Below are 21,217 nucleotides of genomic sequence, written 5' to 3' on the forward strand. Positions count from 1 at the left end.
TTTCTAGATTAGGGGTGCTAATAGTGACTATATCTCCAACAATAAAGGAATTTGTATAATCCTTTGAATCAAATTCAGGATTTAATTTTTTATAATTATCCTGTATACAGACAGATAATGCAAAATATTTAAGTTCTTTAATTTTATTTGTTTTTTGAGAAAATGATAAATTTATGCTAAACAAAAAAATCACTATATAAAATGCTGTTTTTCTCATTATTTTTTTACTCTGTATATACTTTGGCATATCCAAAATTTAGATAGTCATCTTCATAAGATACCCTTTCCATAAAAGTGGTTTTATTATTTATAAAAAAAAGATAGTAATTTTTCAATTCTTTCTTATCAAATAACTCTTTACAAGATTTTAATGATAATTTCTCACCCTTACTTTCTTTTTGAATATAGTTTTCAAAAAAAGATTTAGCTTTATTTCTCTTTTCATCTACAAGTCTTACTAAAACACGGCATTTCACAGAATCAACCCCGATAGGAGAGGTTCTAGTTCTTGGAGTAATAGGTTCACAAGAATTAAATAAATCGATAAATGTATTTACAAAATTAATTTCAGTAGAATCCTGGCTATATTTTTCATAACAAAGAGAACAACCCCACTCTTTAAAATCTTGGTATGCTTGTATGTCTTTAGAAAGTTTTTCAATAATTAGACGATCTTTAATGAGTGTATCCTCAGGTATGGAGATTAATTCATTTTCACTGCTGAAAGAGGGTAATTTATTTTTTTGTGAGCAGGCTATTAAACTTATTAATAAGACCAATAATATTATATATTTTTTCATGCAAATTTATTTTAATATCAATCTCCTATATTTAAATTATAAATCAGAATCTTCTTTAAGAATATTTTTAATAAATTTTCTAAGCTTTTTTGAATTATAAAATTCTATACAATTATAACATACCATATTAGCATTATTATCTTCATAGGAAGCACTAGAAGGAATTGGTTTATAAAAATCTTTTGTGTTATCATAGATAAAATTTCTAGATTAGGGGTGCTAATAGTGACTATATCTCCAACAATAAAGGAATTTGTATAATCCTTTGAATCAAATTCAGGATTTAATTTTTTATAATTATCCTGTATACAGACAGATAATGCAAAAGATTTAAGTTCTTTAATTTTATCTGTTTTTCGAGAAAATGATAAATTAGTGCTAAACAAAAAAATCCCTATATAAAATGCTGTTTTTTTCATTATTTTTTTACTCTGTATATACTTTGGCATATCCAAAATTTAGATAGTCATCTTCTTCAGATACCCTTTCCATAAAAGTAGTTTTGTTATTTATAAAAAAAAGATAGTAATTTCTCAATTCTTTCTTATCAAATAACTCTTTACAAGATTTTAATGATAATTTTTCACCCTTACTTTCTTTTTGAATATAGTCTTCAAAAAAAGATTTAGCCTTATTTCTTTTTTCAATCCCTATAAATCGTATTAAAACACGACATTTCACAGAATCAACTCCGATAGGTGTCCTTCTAATTCTTGGAGTAATAGGTTCACAAAAATTAAATAAATCGATAAATGTATTTCCAAAATTAATTTCAGTAGAATCCTTGCTGTATTTGTCGTAACAAAGAGAACATCCTAATTCTCTAAAATCTTGGTATGCTTGTATGTCTTTAGAAAGTTTTTCAATAATTAGACGATCTTTAATGAGTGTATCCTCAGGAATGGAGATTAATTCATTTTCACTGCTGAAAGTGGATAATTTATTTTTTTGTGAGCAGGCTGTTAAACTTGTTAATAAGACCAATAGTATTATATACTTTTTCATACATATTTATTTTAATTCCCAAAAATACATAGCTTTAGCACTTTTATCATAATGATTTCCTCCAAAGACCTTTTGATTTCCACCTATCCATAAAGTTACATGCCCTCCAGCTCCAAAATCTGTAGGATTTTTTGCTAACATTACATATATTTCTTTTCTATTTTCAACAGTAAGTCCAAATTCTCCTATTGAATAATTGGGACATGTTTCGCTAGTTTTCCACTGACAATAAGGACCTCCCCATGTTTTTTCCAACCATAATTTCATTTTAGAAGCAGTACTTATAAATCCTTTATCTTTCATAGGCCCCTGTCTTGCTATAAAATCTATACCAATCCCACTAATTCTTCTTAATTCTACTCCTGATAACACTAGGGCTATTGAAACTTTTGCAGCACAAGCATTATAAAGTTCATGCTTATTATCTAATAGGTGAGTATTTAAATCATAATCATCTCCATACATAGATTTATATACATTGGGTCCAAACATATCCTCCGTAGCACTTTTTTTTGGATAATTTTTATACACATCACTCCATTTAGGTCTTATCGGATTAATAGGAGGAGATTCAAATCCTTGTGCTGAAACTATTATTGCCATAATATTAATTTATTTTTGTTTAAATTTTAAAATCTTCTTCCTCTTGTTGGGGATCTTCTTTTGTTAAATTTAAAGTGTAATCTTTAAAAACATCTTTAAGTATAATTTGGTTATCTTCATCTACCACCCCAGATAACTCTAGTATATCTAATTCTTTAGCAAGTGGGGTATCATCCTCATTTTTTAAAACAAAGTCTATAGATTCTCCCGGTTTATAATTTCGAGTAAGTGCATGCAAATTCATATCTACATAGAATCTGGATTTTTCATTTAAACGAATAAAGTCATCCCCATAGGACCAAAACATCTCCACAATCTGCGGAGAGTCATCATGAATAAACTTCCCCGGTTCTGTAACCTCATTCATATCCGGAGCCTTGTATTCAATCTTATTCAGAGCCGTAATCAACGAATTACCCCCATACACATGCATATTTTTCATAGCTCCAAACTCCGTAATTCCCTTAGAATAACCAATAATTCTCTTATGAGCCAAAATATCCACATCACTCATCGCAGAAAGGTACGTATTGGTACCACTGGACAGAAATGTCTTTTTACCACTGTTTTGCGAAATATCGTTAGCTAATTATATACATATTATTTTCAGCCTTAAATAAAAAAGATAAGTAGAAAATTAAAAGCTATAATAATTTTTTCATCTATTGCAGACTTTGAAATTTATTATTCTTTAGGCTTAATTTGGAAATAAGTTCATTGATAATTTTTTAATGCACTTTCTACCCTTCCTGCTCTTCTCCATGTCCTTTCTCTTTTACGGAGATAGTTCCTCCAGTAGTGCAAGGACAAACAGAGCAATCCAGTAGTATTTTATTTCCGTTTAGCTCATCCTTTTTTGTTGTTTCAGCCCAGTTGGTAGGTACAGGTGTACACGGCAAATATCCACCCGGAATTGGTTTTAATTTACACAAACCAAAAGGCTTTATATTCACTCCCGTTTGTTTATCCGCTTCGGTAGCAATAGCATGATCGCCGATAAAAAAGAAATTTTGACTACTTACTGAAAGTTTACTTTCGGCAGTTCCTTGGTTGCATTGTAGCGTTGCAGTTTCAGTTATGGTTTGTGGCATATGCTAACTATAAAATTTAATTTATGTAAGAAGAAACTAGTAGAATAAGTAAAGTAAATAGAAATATAGCTAAAAATTTCATATCCAATAAAATCCGATTATCTATACTTTTCAGGAATCTCTTCCCCAAAAGAAGAAGTATATTCCTTAATAATTTCCCCTGTTTTTCCATTAATTTCTACATTTTGGATAATTTGGTTACTATATTTATCTAGTTTTTTAGTATCCCAGCTTATATACCAGATGGGTTTATCATTATCAATCTCTCTCCAAACTCGGGTAAGAGGATCTAGTAGGTCAATATTTTTACTTTCCATCCAAACCTTTACCTTTTCCCAAGGGTAATCTTTGTAAGGTGCATCATAATCAGTTTGTTTTGTTATATTTCCTTTTTCATTATATTCTACAACCAATCCTTTAGTAAACCCATTTGCATGAAAGGATAGAGCTTTTAGTTTACGATTTCCATTTAAATAATAATTAATTCTTAGAATAAAAGGATTATTTTTTTCTGAAACTTCCATCCAATATTCATCTTGCACATCTCTTAAAAAAAAATCTTTATTATCCTTAGTGTATTCCCATTCATTATTTTTTTGATGTTTATTAAATTCTTGTATATTAAATTTTCCTATAAGGCTATCTTTAGGTTGTATTGGAGTTGAAGAAATAGTTTCTATAGATGTACTGGTTTCTTGCTTTTGGCAGGAACAGACAATACTTAATAAGCTAAAGAATAATATACTTTTTTTCATGTTTAATTAAAATTTATCCTTCTCTATCGAATGTTTCTGAAGATTCCTTAATAATTTTACCTGTTTTTCCATCAATTTCCACATTATAAGTAGTTTGTGTACCTACTTCATTCAATGGAATACTCCAGCTTATATACCAAATAGGCTTGTCATTATCATTGTTTCTTCCTACGGAAGTAAGAGGATCCATTAAATCAATATTTTTACTTTCCATCCAAACCCTTACCTTTTCCCAAGGGTAATCTTTGTAAGGTGCATCATAATCGGTTTGTTTTATTATATTTCCCTTTTCATCATAATCAGTCCAAATTCCTTTATTAAAACCATTTCCATGAAAATAATTTCCTTTAGTTTTAATAATTCCTTTTGTATTAAAAAATTTATATGTACTAAAAGGGTATTTTAAGTAATTAATATCCACTACATATCCATCTCCCTCAATGTAAGTTTCTCTAATTTCATTTCCATCTTTATCTATATATTCCCATTCATCGTTTTTTTGATGTTTATTAAATTTTTGTATATTAAAATTTCCCATAAGGCTATCTTTAGGTTGTATTGGAGTTGAGAAAATAGTTTCTATAGATGTACTGGTTTCTTGTCTCTGGCAGGAAGAAAGTAGTAAAGTAAATAGAAATATAGCTAAAAATTTCATATCCAATAAAATCCGATTATCTATACTTTTCAGGAATCTCTTCCCCAAAAGAAGAAGTATATTCCTTAATAATTTCCCCTGTTTTTCCATTAATTTCTACATTTTGGATAATTTGGTTACTATATTTATCTAGTTTTTTAGTATCCCAGCTTATATACCAGATGGGTTTATCATTATCAATCTCTCTCCAAACTCGGGTAAGAGGATCTAGTAGATCAATATTTTTACTTTCCATCCAAACCTTTACCTTTTCCCAAGGGTAATCTTTGTAAGGAGCATCATAATCAGTTTGTTTTATTATATTTCCTTTTTCATCATAATCAGTCATAACTCCTCTAATAAAAGCATTTCCATGAAATTGAAAACTTTTTTGAGCAATGTTGCCATTAGGATAAAAATATTTATTAATGTCAAAAATATTTTTATTATTTGTAATTTTTATAATATAGCCTTCATTTCCATCTTTTATATTTCTAATTTCATTTCCATCTTTATCTATATATTCCCATTCATCGTTTTTTTGATGTTTATTAAATTCTTGTATATTAAATTTTTCCATAAGGCTATCTTTAGGTTGTACTGGGGTTGAGGAAATGGTTTTTATAGGTTTACTGGTTTCTTGCTTTTGGCAGGAAATGCACACAGGAATTACTAAAATAAAAAAAAGATATTTTTTCATAATTTATTCAGGTTTTACTTGCGAATGTTTTCTAATTAAATCCCACTGCCATTTCCAGGTAGCATAGCGGGTGGCGGTATAATCCATAATATTTTCTGTTTTTTTAGGAAAGGTAAAAGTACTATCATTATCAAAAGTATGGTATAAGCCCAAGCCATGCAATAATTCATGAACCAAGCAAGTAGGCTTCCTGCTGGCATACTTGTAAACCAAAGCAAAATAGGAAGGAATTTCAAAAACCTCTCCACCGGTACCCGGGCAAGGAAGATCGAATATATAAATAATAAAGGCTCCCGGATATTTTCCTGCTAAGTTATAATTACTTATCATGTAAGTATGTAATTTTCCTCTTCCAGAAGAATCATGTCCATAAACAAGCTGTCCCCCTCTTATAAAAGTTCGTTCAAAAATACGGTTATTACGAAGATCAACGGAATTATCAATAATTATATTGGGAGTAATTAAAGCCTGTCCTAAATATTTTTTTAGTTTGGCTTCTTCTCCTGTTATTTTACCAGTTTCTCCGGTTTTTGATTTATTAATAATATTTGTTTTCACAGGAGCTAATACAATATCTATTTTACGCCGGTCTACCTTTCCGTTTTTATGTATTTTTAGTCTACCTGCCAGTTTTTCATCGGCATAAACATCAATGTATTGGTCAGCATTAAAGGTCTTTATACATTTTACAGTTAAATAATCGGGTAAGGTGTGTTTTCCTTTGGTTTTGGTGGTTATTTCTGTTTTATTTAATTGAAAAAGGGTTTTGTCGTACTTAAATTCCAGTTTTTTAGGAGGTTCTTCTATATGCAATTTCAAACTAAATTTAGCTGTTTTATCTTTAAATAAACTAGCCCAGGGTACAATGTAGAAATCCTTAGTAAAGGGAACAGATAATACATTGTACTTTTTTAAAAGTTTGGTATATTCTGCACTGTCCGGAACAATGTTATTTCCGTAATTATTATTGGAAATTTTACCACCATCTCTATTTTTTCCTACTATATCTTTATACGCTTTGGTATCTCCCGGGTTTCTTCCAGTATCGCCCAAACGCATCCAGTCAAAACCAAATTCTCCATCCCAGTTATTATGCGGGCGAAACTGAACTGTACATTTCGCTTCTATTTTGTATTGTTGAGGGGTGTAAACATCAGCTTTATTACTAAGCGCATTTTTGGTTTCCCCTCTAAACTCTGCAATACCCTTAGAATTTAGAGTTGCTAATTCATCGGAATGTAAAAACAGCTTTTGTCCCCCCTGTACATAAGTTTCCGGGCTTTCCAGCTTTATTTCGTTTTGCGAGTTTATCAAAGCCTTTCCTGCCTGGGTATGGTAATAATCGCTTACCAATTGTTGCATAAAAGGAGTATTGACCAACATTTTTTCAAAAGCTTCCGATAGCATTTTTTGCCCGGCACGCAGAGTTAGGTTTTTCTCCGCCTCAATATTAATATAAGGCGCCAAAATATTAATAATATCCAAAGCCCTTAAGGTAAGCGTATCCTTATCAATCTCAATATGCAGTTGGTTACCCTTACGATCCGCAAGAACAATATTCTTCAGCTCCTCAAACTCCAGCTTTTCCCCCTGCTTCGTTTTCAAAACCTTAAACCGATTATCTTCTGTTTGGTAGTTGCTAATCTGGCTACCATTATTCAAAGAACCCGTAACCACAGGAAACTCCGCATTTCCCCTGCGGAAAGAAACCAAAACCTCTTCTCCCTTTTCCGGCATTAAGTGTAAACCCCGATCTTGCCCCGCATATCCCTGCACCAATCGCACCCAAGGAGTTAATTCACTCTCGCCCTTTTGCCAGAAAAACCGAAGCCTTACCCGGTTCATTTTCAGCGGATCATCCACCTCCGCCACCACTGCACTTTGGTCATCTGCCCGAGGATAAGCATTCTCATCCCAATACGGAGCAATCAGCTGTTCCCTAGGTATAGCAGAAAACTCATTCCTATACCCATGCGTATCATAAGTATGTTCTATTTTTTGAATTAAATAACTTTCAATAGGAACCTTCTTTCCATTCTCAAAGGTTTGTATTTCCGGAATATGCGCCAACATTTTTGCAATATCACCCAAACGCAAACCCGGTTGCGTGGTTTTAGCCTCTACCCATACCAAATTTTCTAAGGCTGATTGCTGTATTTTTAGTTTATTTTGTTGTTCTATATCTTGGTCTTCACTTAAAGCATCAAAATAAAAAGAAGTTTCAGAAGAAGGGTATATTTTTTTAGCTTCTGTAACGGCATGATGTAAAAAAGGATTGACCAAATACAAAGAATTACTAGGCGCAAAAGTTTTACTATTTAAACTTTGAACAGACGCCGCAGATGGATAATAGTTCTCACGAATAGAATGCTGGGGGGCAACCCCGGTACTTATTTCGTATTCCAAATAATCTTGACCCTCATAAATAGGTGTTCTTCTTTGGTTGCCTCTACCAAAAATCAGTTGCGAGCCATTCCAGAAAAAGTATTCACCGTAACGGATGGCTAGTCTTTGCATAAAAGCAAAAATAGTCTCGTTATACGAAACCGTATAAGGAATAAGAGAAGAATAGTTAGGCTCGCAAATAAATTCCACCCGATCCCCCGAATATTCAGAAAAAGCTTTGTTTAAAATTTCTTTTAAAGATTGATTTAGATAGCTTCTGCATCTTTTTTGAGTATCCAGTAATACAGAAAAAGATTTAGCCTCAATTACAATAAAAGGATATTTATTTTTCTTCTTATAATTTACCCGAGTAACTACTCCTGTATAAAGAGCAATTGTTTCTCCTTTTTTACGGAATTGTATAGATAAATTAGAACCTAACAGCTGTTTAGAATTACTTAGCGGATAAGCGTCTTTATCCCCAAAAGCTTCGCTAGGGCAAATTAAATGATAAGTAGTATGAGAGAGCATTTCCTGAGAAATCTTTACCTCTATGGAATTTCTTAAAGAAATTTCCTTTCCGTTCAAAGTAACCACCGCTGAAGTATCAGAAAAATCTCCGTTTCCCTTACGGTGATACACATACGGGGAATTTGTATGATCCATAATAGTTAGTAATGTAAATTTTTGAGTTAGATAAAAACGATTAGATCACCCAATCGTTATGGAATTCTAAATGATTAAATTTTAGTTTTTGAGCAACAATAACAAAGGATATATGCATAGGTACATTTCCAACGGAGTTAAACTTCTCTTTATAACGAATACAAAAAGCTTTTTTGAATTCAATTCTTAGTTGTCTGCTCATCCCGTCCCTGCGATAAAATTCAACGTAGCCTTCTTTTTCTTTGTCTCTGGCAAGTATCCATTCCAATAAACCTACATGACCACGGCTTTCAATGGTTAATTTTATTTTACCGCCAACCACTTCTCCGGAGGGTTTAAAAGTGGGATCGGTTAATTTGTCAAATTGGTATTTACATTTTAAAATGGTATAGGTTTCTCCATCTAAAAATAATTTTGCGAGGAATGATGACATAATTTATAATTAAGATTATTTTGCTAAGATATAAATTATATCCTAATGTAAAATAATAAACATAAAATTTATAATTATAAATTGAGATTTCTTAATTTGCTAGTACTTTTCTTTTTTAATCAAAGAGTTTAATGTTTGTAATACATGATATTACTTAAAAAATATATATAAAATCTGAACTAAAATTAAAGAAGAAAGTGAAACATAAGGTTTTAGTATTTATAGAAATTATAAAATTAAATGCTTTAAGTTTAAGGTAAATTTTATTTCATTTATCTTTTTCAGAAGTTCTATTTATTATACAGATACAGAAAATAATCGTATAAAATAATTCTCTGCTTTTAGTGGTATTTTCATAGATAAGCTAAAATCCTTTGTTTATGAATACAGATATAGCTCCTAAAAAAGTACATCAGGGAAGAAACATAAAAAGACTAAGAGAAATGCTGGGAATCAAACAAGAATCTTTAGCCTTAGATTTAGGAGTCACCCAGTCTACGGTATCAGATTATGAACAAAAAGAACAATTGGAAGATAAAATATTAGAGAAAGTCTCTCAGGCTTTAAAAGTACCTGTAGAAGCTATTAAAAATATGAATGATGAAGCTACTATCAACTACATTAATACTTTTAATGATAAGGTAGAATCTTTTAATTCATATAATTGCACTTTCAATCCACTAGATAAAGTAGTTGAACTTTATGAAAGAATGATAAAAGATAGAGATGAATTAATTGAAAAGTTATCTAAATAAATAATTTAAAGATTTTTTTATATAATATTTAAGGAGGAGGTTTAATTACATCCTCTTTTCTTTTTTTATAAAAATAAAAATCGTTGTCTAAATATTGTCTAAATCAAGAAACAAAAAATCGCAAACAATTAGTATATAATTATTTACGATTCTATTTTGTGATCGCGAAAGGATTCGAACCTTTGACCGTCTGCTTAGAAGGCAGATGCTCTATCCAGCTGAGCTACGCGACCGAACTATAAAAAAGTCGGGGTGACAGGACTCGAACCTGCGACCCTCTGGTCCCAAACCAGATGCGCTACCACCTGCGCTACACCCCGAAAATCTTCCCAGCGGAGAGTGTGGGATTCGAACCCACGCGGCAGTTTCCCGCCGACAGTTTAGCAAACTGCTCCGTTAACCACTCCGGCAACTCTCCTTCAATAATAATCAATTCAAATATTGATTAAATGGAGTGCAAAAGTAATTGTAAGTTTTAAATTATGCAAATTTTTTTTAAGTTTTTTAATCAACCCCTTTTATCAAAGATTTTTTTATATTTTTGTTAGATAAAAATAAATACATGAAATTTATACTGAAGTTACTGATCTGCACCTTTGTGTTAACTCTAATTATAACCAGTTGTAGCACTCAAGAAAAAGTGATTGTTAAAACGAAAACAGTACACGACACTATATACGTAACTGATGTTGACCCAAAATATCATTTTGTTGAACAGGCAAACCTTAAAGATTACATTATCTCTAAAAAAAATTTTCCTTCTGTTGCTTCTAACCATAGAGTAAAATTTATTGTACTGCATTACACAGTTTCTGATTATCCAACCTCAGTGAAAATTTTGGCAAAAAAAGGCAATGTTAGCTCTCATTATTTAGTGAATGATTTGCCTAATGATTCAATTGATTTATTAGTCAGCGAGAATCAAAGAGCTTGGCATGCAGGAATTAGTTCGTGGGGAAATGCGGTAAATTTAAACGATACTTCCATAGGTATTGAAATAGTTAATAGTGGATATAAAAAGATAGGAGATTCTATGGTTTTTCAACCTTTTCCTAACTACCAAATAAAAAAAGTGATTTCCCTTGTTAAAAATATTGCGGAGCGTTACGATATAGACCCAGTTAATATTATTGGACATAGTGATATCGCTCCTTTACGTAAACAAGACCCAGGTCCGGCTTTTCCATGGGAAAAATTATACAAAGAACACCAATTAGGGGCTTGGTACGATGAAAAAGATAAGCTCTATTTCTTAAATATGTATGAGCCTGATATTGCTCCTTACAATTCTGTTTTAGAATTTCAGAAAGCTCTAAAAAAATATGGTTATTCTGTGAATTTAACCGGAGTTTATGATAAAAATACAAAACTTGTTACTAGAGCTTTCCAGTGGCATTTTAGACCGCAAAAAGGAGATGGCATAATTGATGCAGAAACTTGGGCTATTTTACAGGCTTTAAATAAAAAATATAGAACTAAATAAATTTTATGACCGAAGTGCCTTTTAAATCTGGATTTGTAAACATTATAGGCAAACCGAATGTGGGTAAATCTACCTTAATAAATCTATTAATGGGAGAAAAATTATCCATTGTTACTTCCAAAGCACAAACTACGCGTCATAGAATTTTTGGTATTTGGAATGATGCCAATGTTCAAATTATTTTTTCTGACACCCCAGGTATTATTCAAAAGCCCGCCTACGAATTGCAGGAAAAGATGAATGAATTTGTTAAAGATTCCTTCCATGACGCTGATATTCTTCTATATTTAACTGAACTTAGGGATGAAAAAAATCCTTCTGAATATTTATTAAATAAAATAAACAGCTCTAAAGTTCCAATCCTGGTATTACTAAATAAAGTTGATAATTCTAAAGATTCAGAACAAATTTCCCAAGCGGTTGAAATTTTACATGAGCAAATTCCGACTGCAGAAATTCTACCAATTTCTGCATTACACAGTTTAAATACCGATTTAATTATACCGAAAATTATTAGTTTATTACCCGAATCTCCTCCTTATTACGATAAAGATCAATTTACAACTCTATCTGAAAGATTTTTTGTAAACGAATGTATCCGTGAAAAAATTCTTCTACATTATAAAAAAGAAATTCCTTATTCCGTAGAAGTTGTTACAGAAAGTTTTAAAGAAGAAGATAACATGATTCGTATAGAATCAGTAATATACGTTGAAAGAGAAACCCAAAAAGGAATATTGATTGGACATAAAGGAGAAAAAATTCAAAAAGTTGGTATAGAAGCTCGATTGGATTTAGAAAAATTTTTTGATTCTCGAATATTTTTAAACCTATTTGTAAAAGTTAAAAAAGACTGGAGATCTAATGATAAAGATTTAAAAGCGTTTGGGTATTCCAATTCATAATGGCAAGAATTTTTTCCTCTTACTTTGCTATTCTTTTATTTCTTGTATTTAGTTGTAGAAGTAGTAATAATAATCCTAATACATCTGAAAAGAAAACTTTTCTTTTGCAGCAACAATTAATAAAACACAAAATCACTGAAGATATCCCTTATAGAATTGAAGTAGATTATAGCAAAGATTCCATCCTTATAAATAATATTTTCAACGATGAAAAAATTATTTCGTATAAGTTACATTCTAGGAATAAAGAATATTATATTAATAATAGCTTTTCGAATGGTAAATCTTACTTATTTTTAAAAAATCAAGGACCAGATAGTTGTTATTCTCTAACTCTTGCTAAGGATGAAAAACTAAACTACGAATATTATTCTAAGTCCAATGAAATTGATTTATGCTTTTCTAATTTGAAACAAGGGAATTTTTCAACTACCATCCGTTTGAATCCCTATGGCTCAATTTCCCACAATGAAATATTTTTCTATAATAAACATTACAAGTTTTATAAAATAGCCCTCCGTTTAAATAATCAAATTTACTGGTATCTACCCTAACATTTATAGTAAACCTAAAGATATTTATAGTAAATCAATTTTATAGATTCCTTTTTTTGATCTATATTACTATCTTTGTGAAAAATTGAATTTCCGTATTGTCATGAATAAATATATTAAGTTAGTTATTGCAGTTGCTATCATTGGTCTAGGCATATATTTAATGTTTAACAGAAATATAGGTTTAGGAATCGTTATGATCCTTTTATCTGCAATTCCTATTTTATTATTTTTTAGAAATGAATATATTTTATTGGCTTTTTGGAAATTGCGAAAGCAAGATCTTGCTGGCGCTCGCTCTTGGTTAAATAAAATAACCAATACCAAAGGACAACTTGTTCGAAAACAATTGGGATATTATAATTATTTAATGGGTATTACAGAAGCTGAAAAAAACCCAGCTAAAGCAGAGGGTTTTATGAGAGCTGCCTTAGATTATGGTTTAAGTTTTAAGCACGACAGAGCTTTAGCTACTCTAAATATAGCTGCCGGTGCTATGATGCGCGGAAATAAATTGGAAGCTGAACGTTTATTAAATGAAGCAAAAAAATTGGACAGTTCTAATATGCTGGGAGATCAAATTAAAATGATGAAGGAACAAATGAAAAGGGTTAACGTTTCTAGAAGCAATATGATAAACCCAAATATGAGAAGCCGATCTAAATTTATGAGGTAATCTTCAATTTTTAATATTGTATCAAGCTTTAAAATAAAATTATTTATCAAGAATCATAAAAAGCTAAAATAATAATCAATGATTGCGTTAATTTTCAATTAAATAGAATTCAATCTCTGATTATTGTTTTAATTCTTATTTTATCTATCGTTCAAAACTTAAAGCCTCTCCTCTAACCTGATTAATAGTACCATTATCAAAAGCTAATTTTCCATTTAAAAAAGTCTTTTCAATAGAAGTTGTAAATGTTTTTCCTTCCAATGGCGACCATTTGCATTTAGATAAAATATTTTCTTGAGTTACTGTATAAGGTTTATTAGGATTCACTAATACTAAATCGGCATAATAACCTTTACGTATATAACCTCTTTTATAAATTTGAAATAGTTCTGCCGGTGCATGACACATTTTTTCAACTATTACTTCTTTTGTAATTTTATTTTGTTTAACTAGCTCCAACATAATTTGTAAAGAATGTTGAATTAGAGGTCCACCGGAAGCTGCTTGTAGACATCCTCCTTCTTTTTCATCCACTAAGTGAGGAGCATGATCCGTAGCAATAACATCTAATCTACCCTGTTTTACTGCTTCTAAGATAGCCTCTCGGTCTTGCTTGGTTTTTACTGCCGGATTCCATTTAATTTTAGAACCTAAGGTTTCATACTCCGCATCTGTAAACCAGAGGTGATGAACACAAGCCTCTCCGGTTACTTTTTTCTGAGATAAAGGTTTGTTTTCAAATAAACTTAATTCCTTTTCTGTTGATAAATGTAAAATATGAAGACGGGTTCCACATTTATGAGCTAATTCTACTGCTTCGGAAGAGGATGCATAACAGGCTTCTGCACTTCTTATCAGAGGATGGTAAGAAATAGGAATATTCTCTCCAAATTTTAATTTATATTTTTGGATATTAGATTTAATAATTTCTTCACTCTCACAATGAGTAGCTATCAACATTTCAATCTCTGAAAAAATAGTCTCAAGGGCTTTTTTATTGTCTACCAACATATTCCCAGTGGAAGAACCCATAAAAATTTTAATACCACAAACTTCTTTAGGATTTACTTTTTTTAATTCCTTTATGTTATCATTGGTTGCTCCCATAAAGAAGGAATAATTGGCGTAAGATTTTTGTGAAGCTAATTCAAATTTATAATTAAGCGCATCAATTGTAACAGTTTGTGGGTTTGTATTAGGCATTTCCATAAATGAAGTTACCCCTCCTGCTATTGCAGCCTTGCTTTCACTTTCTATATTTCCTTTATGTACCAAGCCGGGCTCCCGAAAGTGTACTTGATCATCTATAACTCCAGGGAGAAGCCATAAACCTTCCGCATCAATGATTTGGGATTGATTGATTATTTGTTCAGGTATTTCTTCTGAAAAGTAAATAGCTGAAATAATATTATCTTTAAGTAGTACAGAACCTAGTAAAGATTTGCCCTCATTGATTAGGGTTGCATTTTTGATTAGAATCATGGTTTAATTATTTTAATGCCCTGCAGTTTTAGAAAAAAGATTTATAATTACAACTCCTATAATTATAAAGAGAATTCCTATAATGGCTGGTGTATCCAACTTTTGTTTATACAATACAAATCCCGCACCGCTTATCAAAACGATCCCTATTCCCGCCCATATGGCATAAGCAATACCAATAGGTATCGTTTTGATAGCTTTATTTAATGCAAACAAAGCAACAAAAAATAATAGGAAAAATATAATTGAAGGCTTCCATTTAGTAAAACCTTCCGTTTTAGGTAAAGTAGATGTTGCCGCTACTTCAAAACAAATTGCCATAAGCAAGTATAAATATGATTTCATACGGGTTAGAATAATTCTGATTGATCTCCTTTAAATTTAACTTTTTTACCTAAATGTTTGTAAGCCTTTTCTGTTACTTCTCTACCTCGAGGTGTTCTCATTAAATATCCTTCTTGAATAAGAAACGGCTCGTAAACTTCTTCTAAAGTTCCTGGATTTTCACCCACCGAAGTAGCTATCGTAGTTAATCCCACAGGTCCGCCTTTAAATTTTTCAATGATAGAACTTAAAATTTTATTATCCATTTCATCCAACCCGTGTTGATCTACTTTTAAGGCTTCAAGCCCTATATCTGCTATTTTTAAATCAATTTTCCCATTGCCTTTAATTTGTGCAAAATCCCGAATTCTTCTTAATAGAGCATTGGCAATTCGAGGTGTTCCTCTACTTCTAGATGCAATTTCAATAGCAGCTTGTTGCTCAATCGGCATGTTCATAATGCGTGAACTTCTTTCAACAATGGTACTTAATAATTCCGTGTTGTAATATTCAAAACGGAAATTTATTCCAAAACGAGCACGTAAAGGTGCAGTCAGTAATCCGGAACGCGTGGTGGCTCCTATTAAGGTAAATGGATTTAAATTAATTTGAACGGAACGTGCATTTGGACCACTTTCTATCATAATATCAATTCTATAATCTTCCATAGCAGAATATAAGTACTCTTCTACTACTGGAGATAATCTATGAATTTCGTCAATAAAAAGCACATCATTTTCTTCTAAACCGGTAAGTAATCCGGCAAGATCTCCAGGTTTATCTAATACTGGGCCGGAGGTAATTTTAATACCTACCCCCAATTCATTCGCTATTATATTTGCTAAAGTAGTTTTTCCTAAACCCGGAGGCCCATGTAACAAAACGTGATCTAAAGATTCATTTCTAAGCTTTGCAGCTTTAACAAAAATCTCTAAATTATCCATAATATGGGTTTGCCCCGTAAATTCAAAAAAATTCTTGGGACGTACCTGCTCTTCCTGAGCCAATTCTTCTCCGGTATATTTATTTTTATCAGGATCTAATAAATCAGACATGATGTAAATTTAAAACATCTTTATAAAGAAAAAAATATTATTATTTAGTATTTTACAACTGTCTAGCATATATTATAATTAATAAAAAGACAACTACAAAAAAGCTTGGAATAATCAACACATAAATTATAAATAACTATTTATATTACATTTACAGAAATTGATTTGCTTGATATTATAAAAAAACTACCAATCCTATCTTCAATTGTTTTATTATTAGAAGCCTAAAAAATAAAAATTTTCTTACAAATTTTATTAATTAAAAGTTTTTAATGATTAGAAACTACTTTTAATCCTATGATAGAAGCAATAAGAGTAGTAACAAAAAAGATTCTCCAAAAAGTAGCCGGTTCTTTAAAAACTAGAATACCCATTAAAACAGACCCTACCGCTCCAATTCCAGTCCAAACGGCATAGGCGGTACCTAAAGGTAAGGTTTGGGTAGCTTTCATAAGTAATCCCATACTTGCAAATAAGCAAATCACAAAAATAGTATACCATAAATAACTAGAATTTCCTTGAGATTCTCTTGCTTGTCCTAAACTATAGGTAAAGCCTACTTCAAATAATCCACCTACGATTAAAATTATCCAATTCATTACACAATTTTTAGAAGTGCAAATTTCCAAAAAATCCTAGAAAACATTTTTTACATTTGTTAAAAAATGAAGTTTATTAAAATTTTTATAGGAAAATATGCATTTATCCACCATAATAACTTCTATATACAATATCCCAAATGCCTCGTTAGATAAGATTGTACAGCTATCTGAAGAAATAAAATATCCAAAAAAATATTTAATTAGCGAGGAAGGTACTATTAAGAATTCAACTTATTTTTTATCTAAGGGCTTAGTTCGAGCATTTAGTACGATTAATGGTAAAGAAACTACCTTCTGGATAGGTACTGAAGGTCATGTAATATGTTCCATGAGGAATTATGTGGAAAATAAGCCTAGTTACGAAAGCATTGAAACCCTTGAAAACTGCTTACTGTATAAAATAAATAATCTATCTCTTGAAAAATTATTTCTTGAAGATATTCATATTGCTAATTGGGGGAGAAAATTTATTGAAAAGGAAATTATAAAAACCGAAAATCAATTAATATTTCAACTGTTCCATTCAGGAAGGGAAAGATACCAGTATTTGCTAAAAAATCATCCAGAACTTTTGCAAAGAGTACCTTTAGGAATTATTGCCTCCTACTTAGGCATGTCACAAGTATCCTTAAGTAGAATTAGGGCAAACAAATAATTGTGTAATTCTTGTTTAAAAACACACATAAATTCAAAACTAACTTTCATATTTTTAGTTTAGAAAATAAAAATTCACTAAAATTGTATTTAAATGAAGAAAATCTCATGAAAGTAGTTAAGTTTGGAGGAACCTCAATGGAATCCAGTCAAAGCATCCGTAGGATAATAGATATTTTACAACACAAATACTCGCAAGGAGAAAAGTTTATCGTTGTTTCTTCTGCCATGAGTGGAGTTACAAACTTACTAACCCAACTTTCGGAACAAGCAGCTACTGGAATCAATTTTAAAGATGAACTTAAAGACCTTGAAAAAAGGCATTTTACAGTTATTAAAGATTTAATTGAAGTTAAATACCAGAACCCTGTTCTAACTCAAATAAAAATTTATATCAATGAGCTTGAGGATCTCTTACAAGCGGTACTAAACCTTAGAGAATTAAGTTTACAGAGCAAAGACTTTATTTTAAGCTACGGTGAGAAGTGCTCCACTTTTTTACTTAGCCAAATTGCCAAACAATATTTTCCTAATAGCCTATTTGTTGACACTTCTACTTTAATAAAAACCGACGATTATTTTGGGAATGCAAAAGTAGATTTCCCGGAAACTGAAAAACGAATCCAAGAATTTTACACGAATAATAAAGATAAAATATTATTTGCAACCGGCTTTATTGCTTCCACCAAAGACAACAGAATTACAACTCTTGGGCGTGGAGGTAGCGATTATACAGCAGCCATTTTAGCTGCTTCTATTGATGCTGATGAAATTGAGCTATGGTCTGACGTTGATGGTATGCTAACAGCAGATCCTAAAATTGTAAAAAAAGCCTTTCCTCTTGCTGAGGTTTCATATACAGAAGCAATGGAATTGTCTTACTTTGGAGCTAAGGTCATTTATCCTCCAGCTATGATTCCTGCTATTAGCAAAAAAATTCCAATTACTCTTAAAAACACTTTTAATGTTGATTTTAAAGGTACCCAAATAAAAGAAACAGTTCAAAAAAATTCCTATCCTATTAAAGGAATTTCCTCTATAGATCATGTAAGTTTAGTAAACGTAACCGGTAGTGGCATGATTGGAAAAGTTGGATTTAGTGGTAAATTATTTTCACTTTTAGCAAGAGAAAATATAAATGTTATTCTTATCACTCAATCTTCATCCGAGCATAGTATAACTTTTGCCATTGAGCCTCAAGACATTTCAAAAGCCCAAGAGGTTTTCAATCGTGAATTTGAACTTGAAATTGAAACCCATAAACTAAATCCACTCACTGTTGAGGAAAATCTTTCTATATTAGCCATTGTAGGAGAAAATATGAAACAAACTCCTGGGATTTCCGGCAAATTTTTTCATGCCTTAGGGAGGAATGGAATTAATATTCACGCCATTGCGCAGGGTTCATCGGAGTACAATATCTCTGTCATAATAAAAAACAAAAATATTTCTAAAGCTCTCAATGCTGTTCATGATGTTTTCTTTATTGAATTAACTAAGACTCTGCATGTTTTTAATGTGGGTACGGGTAATATTGGTTCCACGTTATTTAAACAAATTGAAAAGCAAAGTAAATATCTTAGAGAAAATAATGATATTGAAGTAAAAATTGTAGGTATTTCCAACTCCCGTAAAATGTTTATTAACGAAGATGGAATAGATTTAGAAAATTGGAAGAATATTTTAGAGGAAAGTGGCGAAAAGGTAACTTTAGAAAAATTTACAGAAAAAATTAAACAATTAAATCTGTCCAATTGTGTGTTTATAGATAACACCGCCAGTCCTGAAACTAGTAAATTCTACCAACAATTATTTCAATCCAATGTTTCTGTAGTTACTTGTAATAAAATCGCCAATTCTTCTTCTTTCGATGAGTATAACTTACTAAGAAATACGGCAAGGAAACGGGGTGTAGATTTTTTCTATGAAACCAACGTAGGTGCCGGTCTTCCCATTATAAGAACGTTAAAGGATTTAATGACTAGCGGAGATCAAATCATAAAAATTGAAGCTATTTTAAGCGGAACCATTTCTTATATTTTTAATAATTTTAAGGGTGATGCAACTTTTCATGATGTTGTGAAGAAAGCACAAGAATTGGGTTTTACTGAACCTGATCCTAGGGATGATTTAAGTGGAAAGGATTTTATGAGAAAAATGATGATACTTTCTAGAGAGTTAGGCAACCCAACAGAAGAAAGAGACATCAAACTCGGGGAAATTCTTCCGGAAAGTTGTATAAAAGCTCCAACCGTTGAGGCTTTTTATGAAGAATTAAAGAAATCTGAGGATTATTTCAATCAAATAAAAAAACAAGCAGAAAATAATAATCAAGTTCTAAGATACATTGGTAAACTTGAAAATGGTGAAGCTACTGTTCGTTTAGAAATGGTTGATTGTAATCACCCATTCTACAACCTTACCGGCAGTGATAACATTATTTCATTTACCACTGAACGATATAAATCTAATCCTTTAGTAATTAAAGGTCCTGGTGCTGGTGCAGAGGTTACTGCGGCCGGGGTTTTTGCAGATTTAATTAATGTAGGAGCTAATTAATATTTTCAAAAATATTTTATTGATAAAAGGGTTTAAATAAAGCTTTAAACCCTTTATTTATTAAACATCAGTTTTTAATCTATTGTATAGTTCCATAGATTTACTATAACTTTGTAAAATACGTTTACCATTGTAAAATTCTAAATATCTTGAATGAAAGAAAAAGATAGTATCCATGTTTTTGCCCCAGCAACTTCTGCAAACTTCATTTGTGGCTACGATATTTTAGGCTTAGCTCTTGAAGAACCTGGCGATGAAGTGAAACTAACTCGCGTAAATACTCCTGGAGTAGTTATAAAAAAAATAACCGGAGATGAAGGACTATTACCCACCGATCCTAAAAAAAACACTGTGGGTGCATGTATTGAAATGGTTTTGCAACATCTTAACAGAGAAGATTTAGGTATAGAAATAGAACTAAACAAAAAAATGCCTATTGGAAGTGGTTTGGGATCTAGCGCCGCTAGTACAATTGCTGGATTGTTTGCAATCAATCAATTGCTTGGAGAGCCATTGACCAGGCAAGAACTTCTCCCTTTTGCTTTAAAAGGAGAAGAATTGGCTTGTGGATATGGGCATGCAGATAATGTGGCTCCTTCATTATTGGGGGGCATTACACTTATCAAAAGTTACCATCCTTTGGAAGTTATTAATTTACCTACCCCTAAGGAACTATGTTGTTCTATTATTTTCCCACATGTAGAAGTACCCACGCGCGCTGCTAGGCAAATATTAAGAACACAAATAGAATTAAAAAATGCGGTTCACCAATGGGGGAATATTGCAGGACTAATTTCAGGTTTATTTTTAGAAGATTATGGGCTTATTTCTAGATCTTTAGAAGATAAATTGATTGAGCCTATTCGGTCTATCTTAATTCCAGAATTTGACCAGATGAAAGAAATAGCTAAAGAACTTGGAGCTTTAGGTTTTGGCATTTCAGGCTCTGGCCCTTCTGTCGTAGCTTTCACTAAAGGGTTAGGTAAGGCTAAAGAAATTACCGAAGCTTTACAATTACAATTAAAAAATAAACAAATAGGAAGTAACGGCTATTCCTCTAGGATAAATACCCATGGCGCTATCGTTATTAAATAAT

At 31.4% G+C, this 21,217-nt stretch carries 24 protein-coding genes and 3 tRNA genes; 8 read left to right on the top strand and 19 right to left on the bottom strand.

Annotated features, from left to right (window positions below):
* From ETU08_RS11945 to tssD, 12 genes are all read right to left on the bottom strand, one after another.
* The coding region (locus ETU08_RS11945; protein ID WP_375764687.1) for a hypothetical protein at positions 1-217 on the bottom strand (217 nt) is incomplete at its 3' end.
* 7 nt (positions 218-224) lie between these two features.
* Positions 225-800 carry a hypothetical protein gene (locus tag ETU08_RS02120; protein WP_146261365.1) on the bottom strand — a complete coding sequence of 192 codons (576 nt, stop codon included), beginning with the start codon at positions 798-800 and terminating at the stop codon, positions 225-227.
* Between the two features lie 104 nt (positions 801-904).
* The gene (locus ETU08_RS02125) at positions 905-1,219 is read right to left on the bottom strand and encodes a hypothetical protein (RefSeq protein ID WP_146261366.1); all 315 of its coding nucleotides are present in this window, start codon (positions 1,217-1,219) and stop codon (positions 905-907) included.
* A gap of 7 nt (positions 1,220-1,226) precedes the next feature.
* Entirely contained in the window at positions 1,227-1,805 is a 579-nt protein-coding gene (locus tag ETU08_RS02130) for a hypothetical protein (RefSeq protein WP_146261367.1), read from the bottom strand.
* A gap of 6 nt (positions 1,806-1,811) precedes the next feature.
* A complete protein-coding gene (locus ETU08_RS02135; protein WP_146261368.1) occupies positions 1,812-2,408 on the bottom strand; it encodes a T6SS effector amidase Tae4 family protein in 597 nt (198 codons plus the stop codon).
* A gap of 19 nt (positions 2,409-2,427) precedes the next feature.
* Positions 2,428-2,922: a hypothetical protein gene (locus ETU08_RS02140; RefSeq protein WP_146261369.1), complete on the bottom strand. Its 495-nt coding sequence runs from the start codon at positions 2,920-2,922 to the stop codon at positions 2,428-2,430.
* Positions 2,923-3,148: 226 nt separating this feature from the next.
* Complete coding sequence (locus tag ETU08_RS02145; RefSeq protein ID WP_146261370.1) at positions 3,149-3,499, bottom strand: DUF4280 domain-containing protein; 351 nt, start codon at positions 3,497-3,499, stop codon at positions 3,149-3,151.
* 98 nt (positions 3,500-3,597) lie between these two features.
* The gene (locus ETU08_RS02150) at positions 3,598-4,254 is read right to left on the bottom strand and encodes a hypothetical protein (RefSeq protein ID WP_146261371.1); all 657 of its coding nucleotides are present in this window, start codon (positions 4,252-4,254) and stop codon (positions 3,598-3,600) included.
* Between the two features lie 13 nt (positions 4,255-4,267).
* Complete coding sequence (locus ETU08_RS02155; protein WP_146261372.1) at positions 4,268-4,909, bottom strand: toxin-antitoxin system YwqK family antitoxin; 642 nt, start codon at positions 4,907-4,909, stop codon at positions 4,268-4,270.
* 16 nt (positions 4,910-4,925) lie between these two features.
* Positions 4,926-5,588 carry a hypothetical protein gene (locus ETU08_RS02160; protein WP_146261373.1) on the bottom strand — a complete coding sequence of 221 codons (663 nt, stop codon included), beginning with the start codon at positions 5,586-5,588 and terminating at the stop codon, positions 4,926-4,928.
* 3 nt (positions 5,589-5,591) lie between these two features.
* Complete coding sequence (locus ETU08_RS02165; protein ID WP_146261374.1) at positions 5,592-8,639, bottom strand: type VI secretion system Vgr family protein; 3,048 nt, start codon at positions 8,637-8,639, stop codon at positions 5,592-5,594.
* 40 nt (positions 8,640-8,679) lie between these two features.
* On the bottom strand, positions 8,680-9,072 hold the full coding sequence (gene tssD / locus ETU08_RS02170) for a type VI secretion system tube protein TssD (RefSeq protein WP_146261375.1): 393 nt from the start codon (positions 9,070-9,072) through the stop codon (positions 8,680-8,682).
* 380 nt (positions 9,073-9,452) lie between these two features.
* On the opposite strand from tssD, the gene ETU08_RS02175 reads away from it, so the two are divergent.
* Positions 9,453-9,827 carry a helix-turn-helix domain-containing protein gene (locus ETU08_RS02175; protein ID WP_146261376.1) on the top strand — a complete coding sequence of 125 codons (375 nt, stop codon included), beginning with the start codon at positions 9,453-9,455 and terminating at the stop codon, positions 9,825-9,827.
* 159 nt (positions 9,828-9,986) lie between these two features.
* On the opposite strand, the gene ETU08_RS02180 is transcribed toward ETU08_RS02175, so the two are convergent.
* The 3 genes from ETU08_RS02180 to ETU08_RS02190 all read right to left on the bottom strand — a co-directional run bounded on the left by ETU08_RS02180 (position 9,987) and on the right by ETU08_RS02190 (position 10,245).
* Positions 9,987-10,060, bottom strand: a tRNA-Arg gene (locus tag ETU08_RS02180).
* Positions 10,061-10,074: 14 nt separating this feature from the next.
* Positions 10,075-10,147 (bottom strand) — tRNA-Pro (locus ETU08_RS02185).
* Positions 10,148-10,160: 13 nt separating this feature from the next.
* Positions 10,161-10,245 (bottom strand) — tRNA-Ser (locus ETU08_RS02190).
* A gap of 144 nt (positions 10,246-10,389) precedes the next feature.
* On the opposite strand from ETU08_RS02190, the gene ETU08_RS02195 reads away from it, so the two are divergent.
* From ETU08_RS02195 to ETU08_RS02210, 4 genes are all read left to right on the top strand, one after another.
* Positions 10,390-11,310, top strand: coding sequence for an N-acetylmuramoyl-L-alanine amidase (locus ETU08_RS02195; RefSeq protein WP_146261377.1), 921 nt, complete (start codon positions 10,390-10,392; stop codon positions 11,308-11,310).
* Positions 11,311-11,315: 5 nt separating this feature from the next.
* The gene (gene era / locus ETU08_RS02200) at positions 11,316-12,215 is read left to right on the top strand and encodes a GTPase Era (RefSeq protein WP_146261378.1); all 900 of its coding nucleotides are present in this window, start codon (positions 11,316-11,318) and stop codon (positions 12,213-12,215) included.
* Positions 12,215-12,769, top strand: coding sequence for a hypothetical protein (locus tag ETU08_RS02205; RefSeq protein ID WP_146261379.1), 555 nt, complete (start codon positions 12,215-12,217; stop codon positions 12,767-12,769). Before era ends, ETU08_RS02205 begins: the two co-directional genes overlap by 1 nt.
* 103 nt (positions 12,770-12,872) lie before the next feature.
* The gene (locus ETU08_RS02210) at positions 12,873-13,445 is read left to right on the top strand and encodes a DUF2892 domain-containing protein (protein ID WP_146261380.1); all 573 of its coding nucleotides are present in this window, start codon (positions 12,873-12,875) and stop codon (positions 13,443-13,445) included.
* A 144-nt stretch (positions 13,446-13,589) separates the two neighbouring features.
* Here ETU08_RS02210 and ETU08_RS02215 read toward each other — a convergent pair whose 3' ends face one another.
* The 4 genes from ETU08_RS02215 to ETU08_RS02230 all read right to left on the bottom strand — a co-directional run bounded on the left by ETU08_RS02215 (position 13,590) and on the right by ETU08_RS02230 (position 16,905).
* Positions 13,590-14,927 carry a dihydroorotase gene (locus ETU08_RS02215; RefSeq protein ID WP_146261381.1) on the bottom strand — a complete coding sequence of 446 codons (1,338 nt, stop codon included), beginning with the start codon at positions 14,925-14,927 and terminating at the stop codon, positions 13,590-13,592.
* A 12-nt stretch (positions 14,928-14,939) separates the two neighbouring features.
* Positions 14,940-15,272, bottom strand: coding sequence for a DMT family transporter (locus ETU08_RS02220; RefSeq protein WP_146261382.1), 333 nt, complete (start codon positions 15,270-15,272; stop codon positions 14,940-14,942).
* Positions 15,273-15,277: 5 nt separating this feature from the next.
* Positions 15,278-16,306: a Holliday junction branch migration DNA helicase RuvB gene (gene ruvB, locus ETU08_RS02225; RefSeq protein WP_146261383.1), complete on the bottom strand. Its 1,029-nt coding sequence runs from the start codon at positions 16,304-16,306 to the stop codon at positions 15,278-15,280.
* Positions 16,307-16,575: 269 nt separating this feature from the next.
* The gene (locus ETU08_RS02230; RefSeq protein ID WP_146261384.1) at positions 16,576-16,905 is read right to left on the bottom strand and encodes a DMT family transporter; all 330 of its coding nucleotides are present in this window, start codon (positions 16,903-16,905) and stop codon (positions 16,576-16,578) included.
* 97 nt (positions 16,906-17,002) lie between these two features.
* Between ETU08_RS02230 and ETU08_RS02235 the strand changes: the two genes are divergently transcribed.
* From ETU08_RS02235 to ETU08_RS02245, 3 genes are all read left to right on the top strand, one after another.
* On the top strand, positions 17,003-17,563 hold the full coding sequence (locus ETU08_RS02235) for a Crp/Fnr family transcriptional regulator (RefSeq protein WP_146261385.1): 561 nt from the start codon (positions 17,003-17,005) through the stop codon (positions 17,561-17,563).
* Between the two features lie 107 nt (positions 17,564-17,670).
* The gene (gene thrA / locus ETU08_RS02240; RefSeq protein WP_146261386.1) at positions 17,671-20,121 is read left to right on the top strand and encodes a bifunctional aspartate kinase/homoserine dehydrogenase I; all 2,451 of its coding nucleotides are present in this window, start codon (positions 17,671-17,673) and stop codon (positions 20,119-20,121) included.
* A gap of 153 nt (positions 20,122-20,274) precedes the next feature.
* Complete coding sequence (locus ETU08_RS02245; protein ID WP_146261387.1) at positions 20,275-21,216, top strand: homoserine kinase; 942 nt, start codon at positions 20,275-20,277, stop codon at positions 21,214-21,216.
* Position 21,217 lies beyond the last annotated feature (1 nt).

The organism is Apibacter muscae (assembly GCF_007845635.1).
Taxonomy (GTDB): Bacteria; Bacteroidota; Bacteroidia; order Flavobacteriales; family Weeksellaceae; genus Apibacter; species Apibacter muscae.

What these genes read in the sequence shown, in the direction of transcription:
- ETU08_RS02210 (WP_146261380.1), top strand. Translation starts at nt 12,873, where the DNA reads ATGAATAAATATATTAAGTTAGTTATTGCAGTTGCTATCATTGGTCTA.
- ETU08_RS02245 (WP_146261387.1), top strand. Translation starts at nt 20,275, where the DNA reads ATGAAAGAAAAAGATAGTATCCATGTTTTTGCCCCAGCAACTTCTGCA.
- ETU08_RS02120 (WP_146261365.1), bottom strand. Translation starts at nt 800, where the DNA reads ATGAAAAAATATATAATATTATTGGTCTTATTAATAAGTTTAATAGCC.
- thrA (WP_146261386.1), top strand. Translation starts at nt 17,671, where the DNA reads ATGAAAGTAGTTAAGTTTGGAGGAACCTCAATGGAATCCAGTCAAAGC.
- tssD (WP_146261375.1), bottom strand. Translation starts at nt 9,072, where the DNA reads ATGTCATCATTCCTCGCAAAATTATTTTTAGATGGAGAAACCTATACC.
- ETU08_RS02195 (WP_146261377.1), top strand. Translation starts at nt 10,390, where the DNA reads ATGAAATTTATACTGAAGTTACTGATCTGCACCTTTGTGTTAACTCTA.
- ETU08_RS02215 (WP_146261381.1), bottom strand. Translation starts at nt 14,927, where the DNA reads ATGATTCTAATCAAAAATGCAACCCTAATCAATGAGGGCAAATCTTTA.
- ETU08_RS02175 (WP_146261376.1), top strand. Translation starts at nt 9,453, where the DNA reads ATGAATACAGATATAGCTCCTAAAAAAGTACATCAGGGAAGAAACATA.
- ETU08_RS02165 (WP_146261374.1), bottom strand. Translation starts at nt 8,639, where the DNA reads ATGGATCATACAAATTCCCCGTATGTGTATCACCGTAAGGGAAACGGA.
- ETU08_RS02205 (WP_146261379.1), top strand. Translation starts at nt 12,215, where the DNA reads ATGGCAAGAATTTTTTCCTCTTACTTTGCTATTCTTTTATTTCTTGTA.
- ETU08_RS02130 (WP_146261367.1), bottom strand. Translation starts at nt 1,805, where the DNA reads ATGAAAAAGTATATAATACTATTGGTCTTATTAACAAGTTTAACAGCC.
- ETU08_RS02235 (WP_146261385.1), top strand. Translation starts at nt 17,003, where the DNA reads ATGCATTTATCCACCATAATAACTTCTATATACAATATCCCAAATGCC.
- ETU08_RS02145 (WP_146261370.1), bottom strand. Translation starts at nt 3,499, where the DNA reads ATGCCACAAACCATAACTGAAACTGCAACGCTACAATGCAACCAAGGA.
- ETU08_RS02140 (WP_146261369.1), bottom strand. Translation starts at nt 2,922, where the DNA reads ATGAGTGATGTGGATATTTTGGCTCATAAGAGAATTATTGGTTATTCT.
- ETU08_RS02220 (WP_146261382.1), bottom strand. Translation starts at nt 15,272, where the DNA reads ATGAAATCATATTTATACTTGCTTATGGCAATTTGTTTTGAAGTAGCG.
- ETU08_RS02160 (WP_146261373.1), bottom strand. Translation starts at nt 5,588, where the DNA reads ATGAAAAAATATCTTTTTTTTATTTTAGTAATTCCTGTGTGCATTTCC.
- ETU08_RS02135 (WP_146261368.1), bottom strand. Translation starts at nt 2,408, where the DNA reads ATGGCAATAATAGTTTCAGCACAAGGATTTGAATCTCCTCCTATTAAT.
- era (WP_146261378.1), top strand. Translation starts at nt 11,316, where the DNA reads ATGACCGAAGTGCCTTTTAAATCTGGATTTGTAAACATTATAGGCAAA.
- ETU08_RS02125 (WP_146261366.1), bottom strand. Translation starts at nt 1,219, where the DNA reads ATGAAAAAAACAGCATTTTATATAGGGATTTTTTTGTTTAGCACTAAT.
- ruvB (WP_146261383.1), bottom strand. Translation starts at nt 16,306, where the DNA reads ATGTCTGATTTATTAGATCCTGATAAAAATAAATATACCGGAGAAGAA.
- ETU08_RS02150 (WP_146261371.1), bottom strand. Translation starts at nt 4,254, where the DNA reads ATGAAAAAAAGTATATTATTCTTTAGCTTATTAAGTATTGTCTGTTCC.
- ETU08_RS02155 (WP_146261372.1), bottom strand. Translation starts at nt 4,909, where the DNA reads ATGAAATTTTTAGCTATATTTCTATTTACTTTACTACTTTCTTCCTGC.
- ETU08_RS02230 (WP_146261384.1), bottom strand. Translation starts at nt 16,905, where the DNA reads ATGAATTGGATAATTTTAATCGTAGGTGGATTATTTGAAGTAGGCTTT.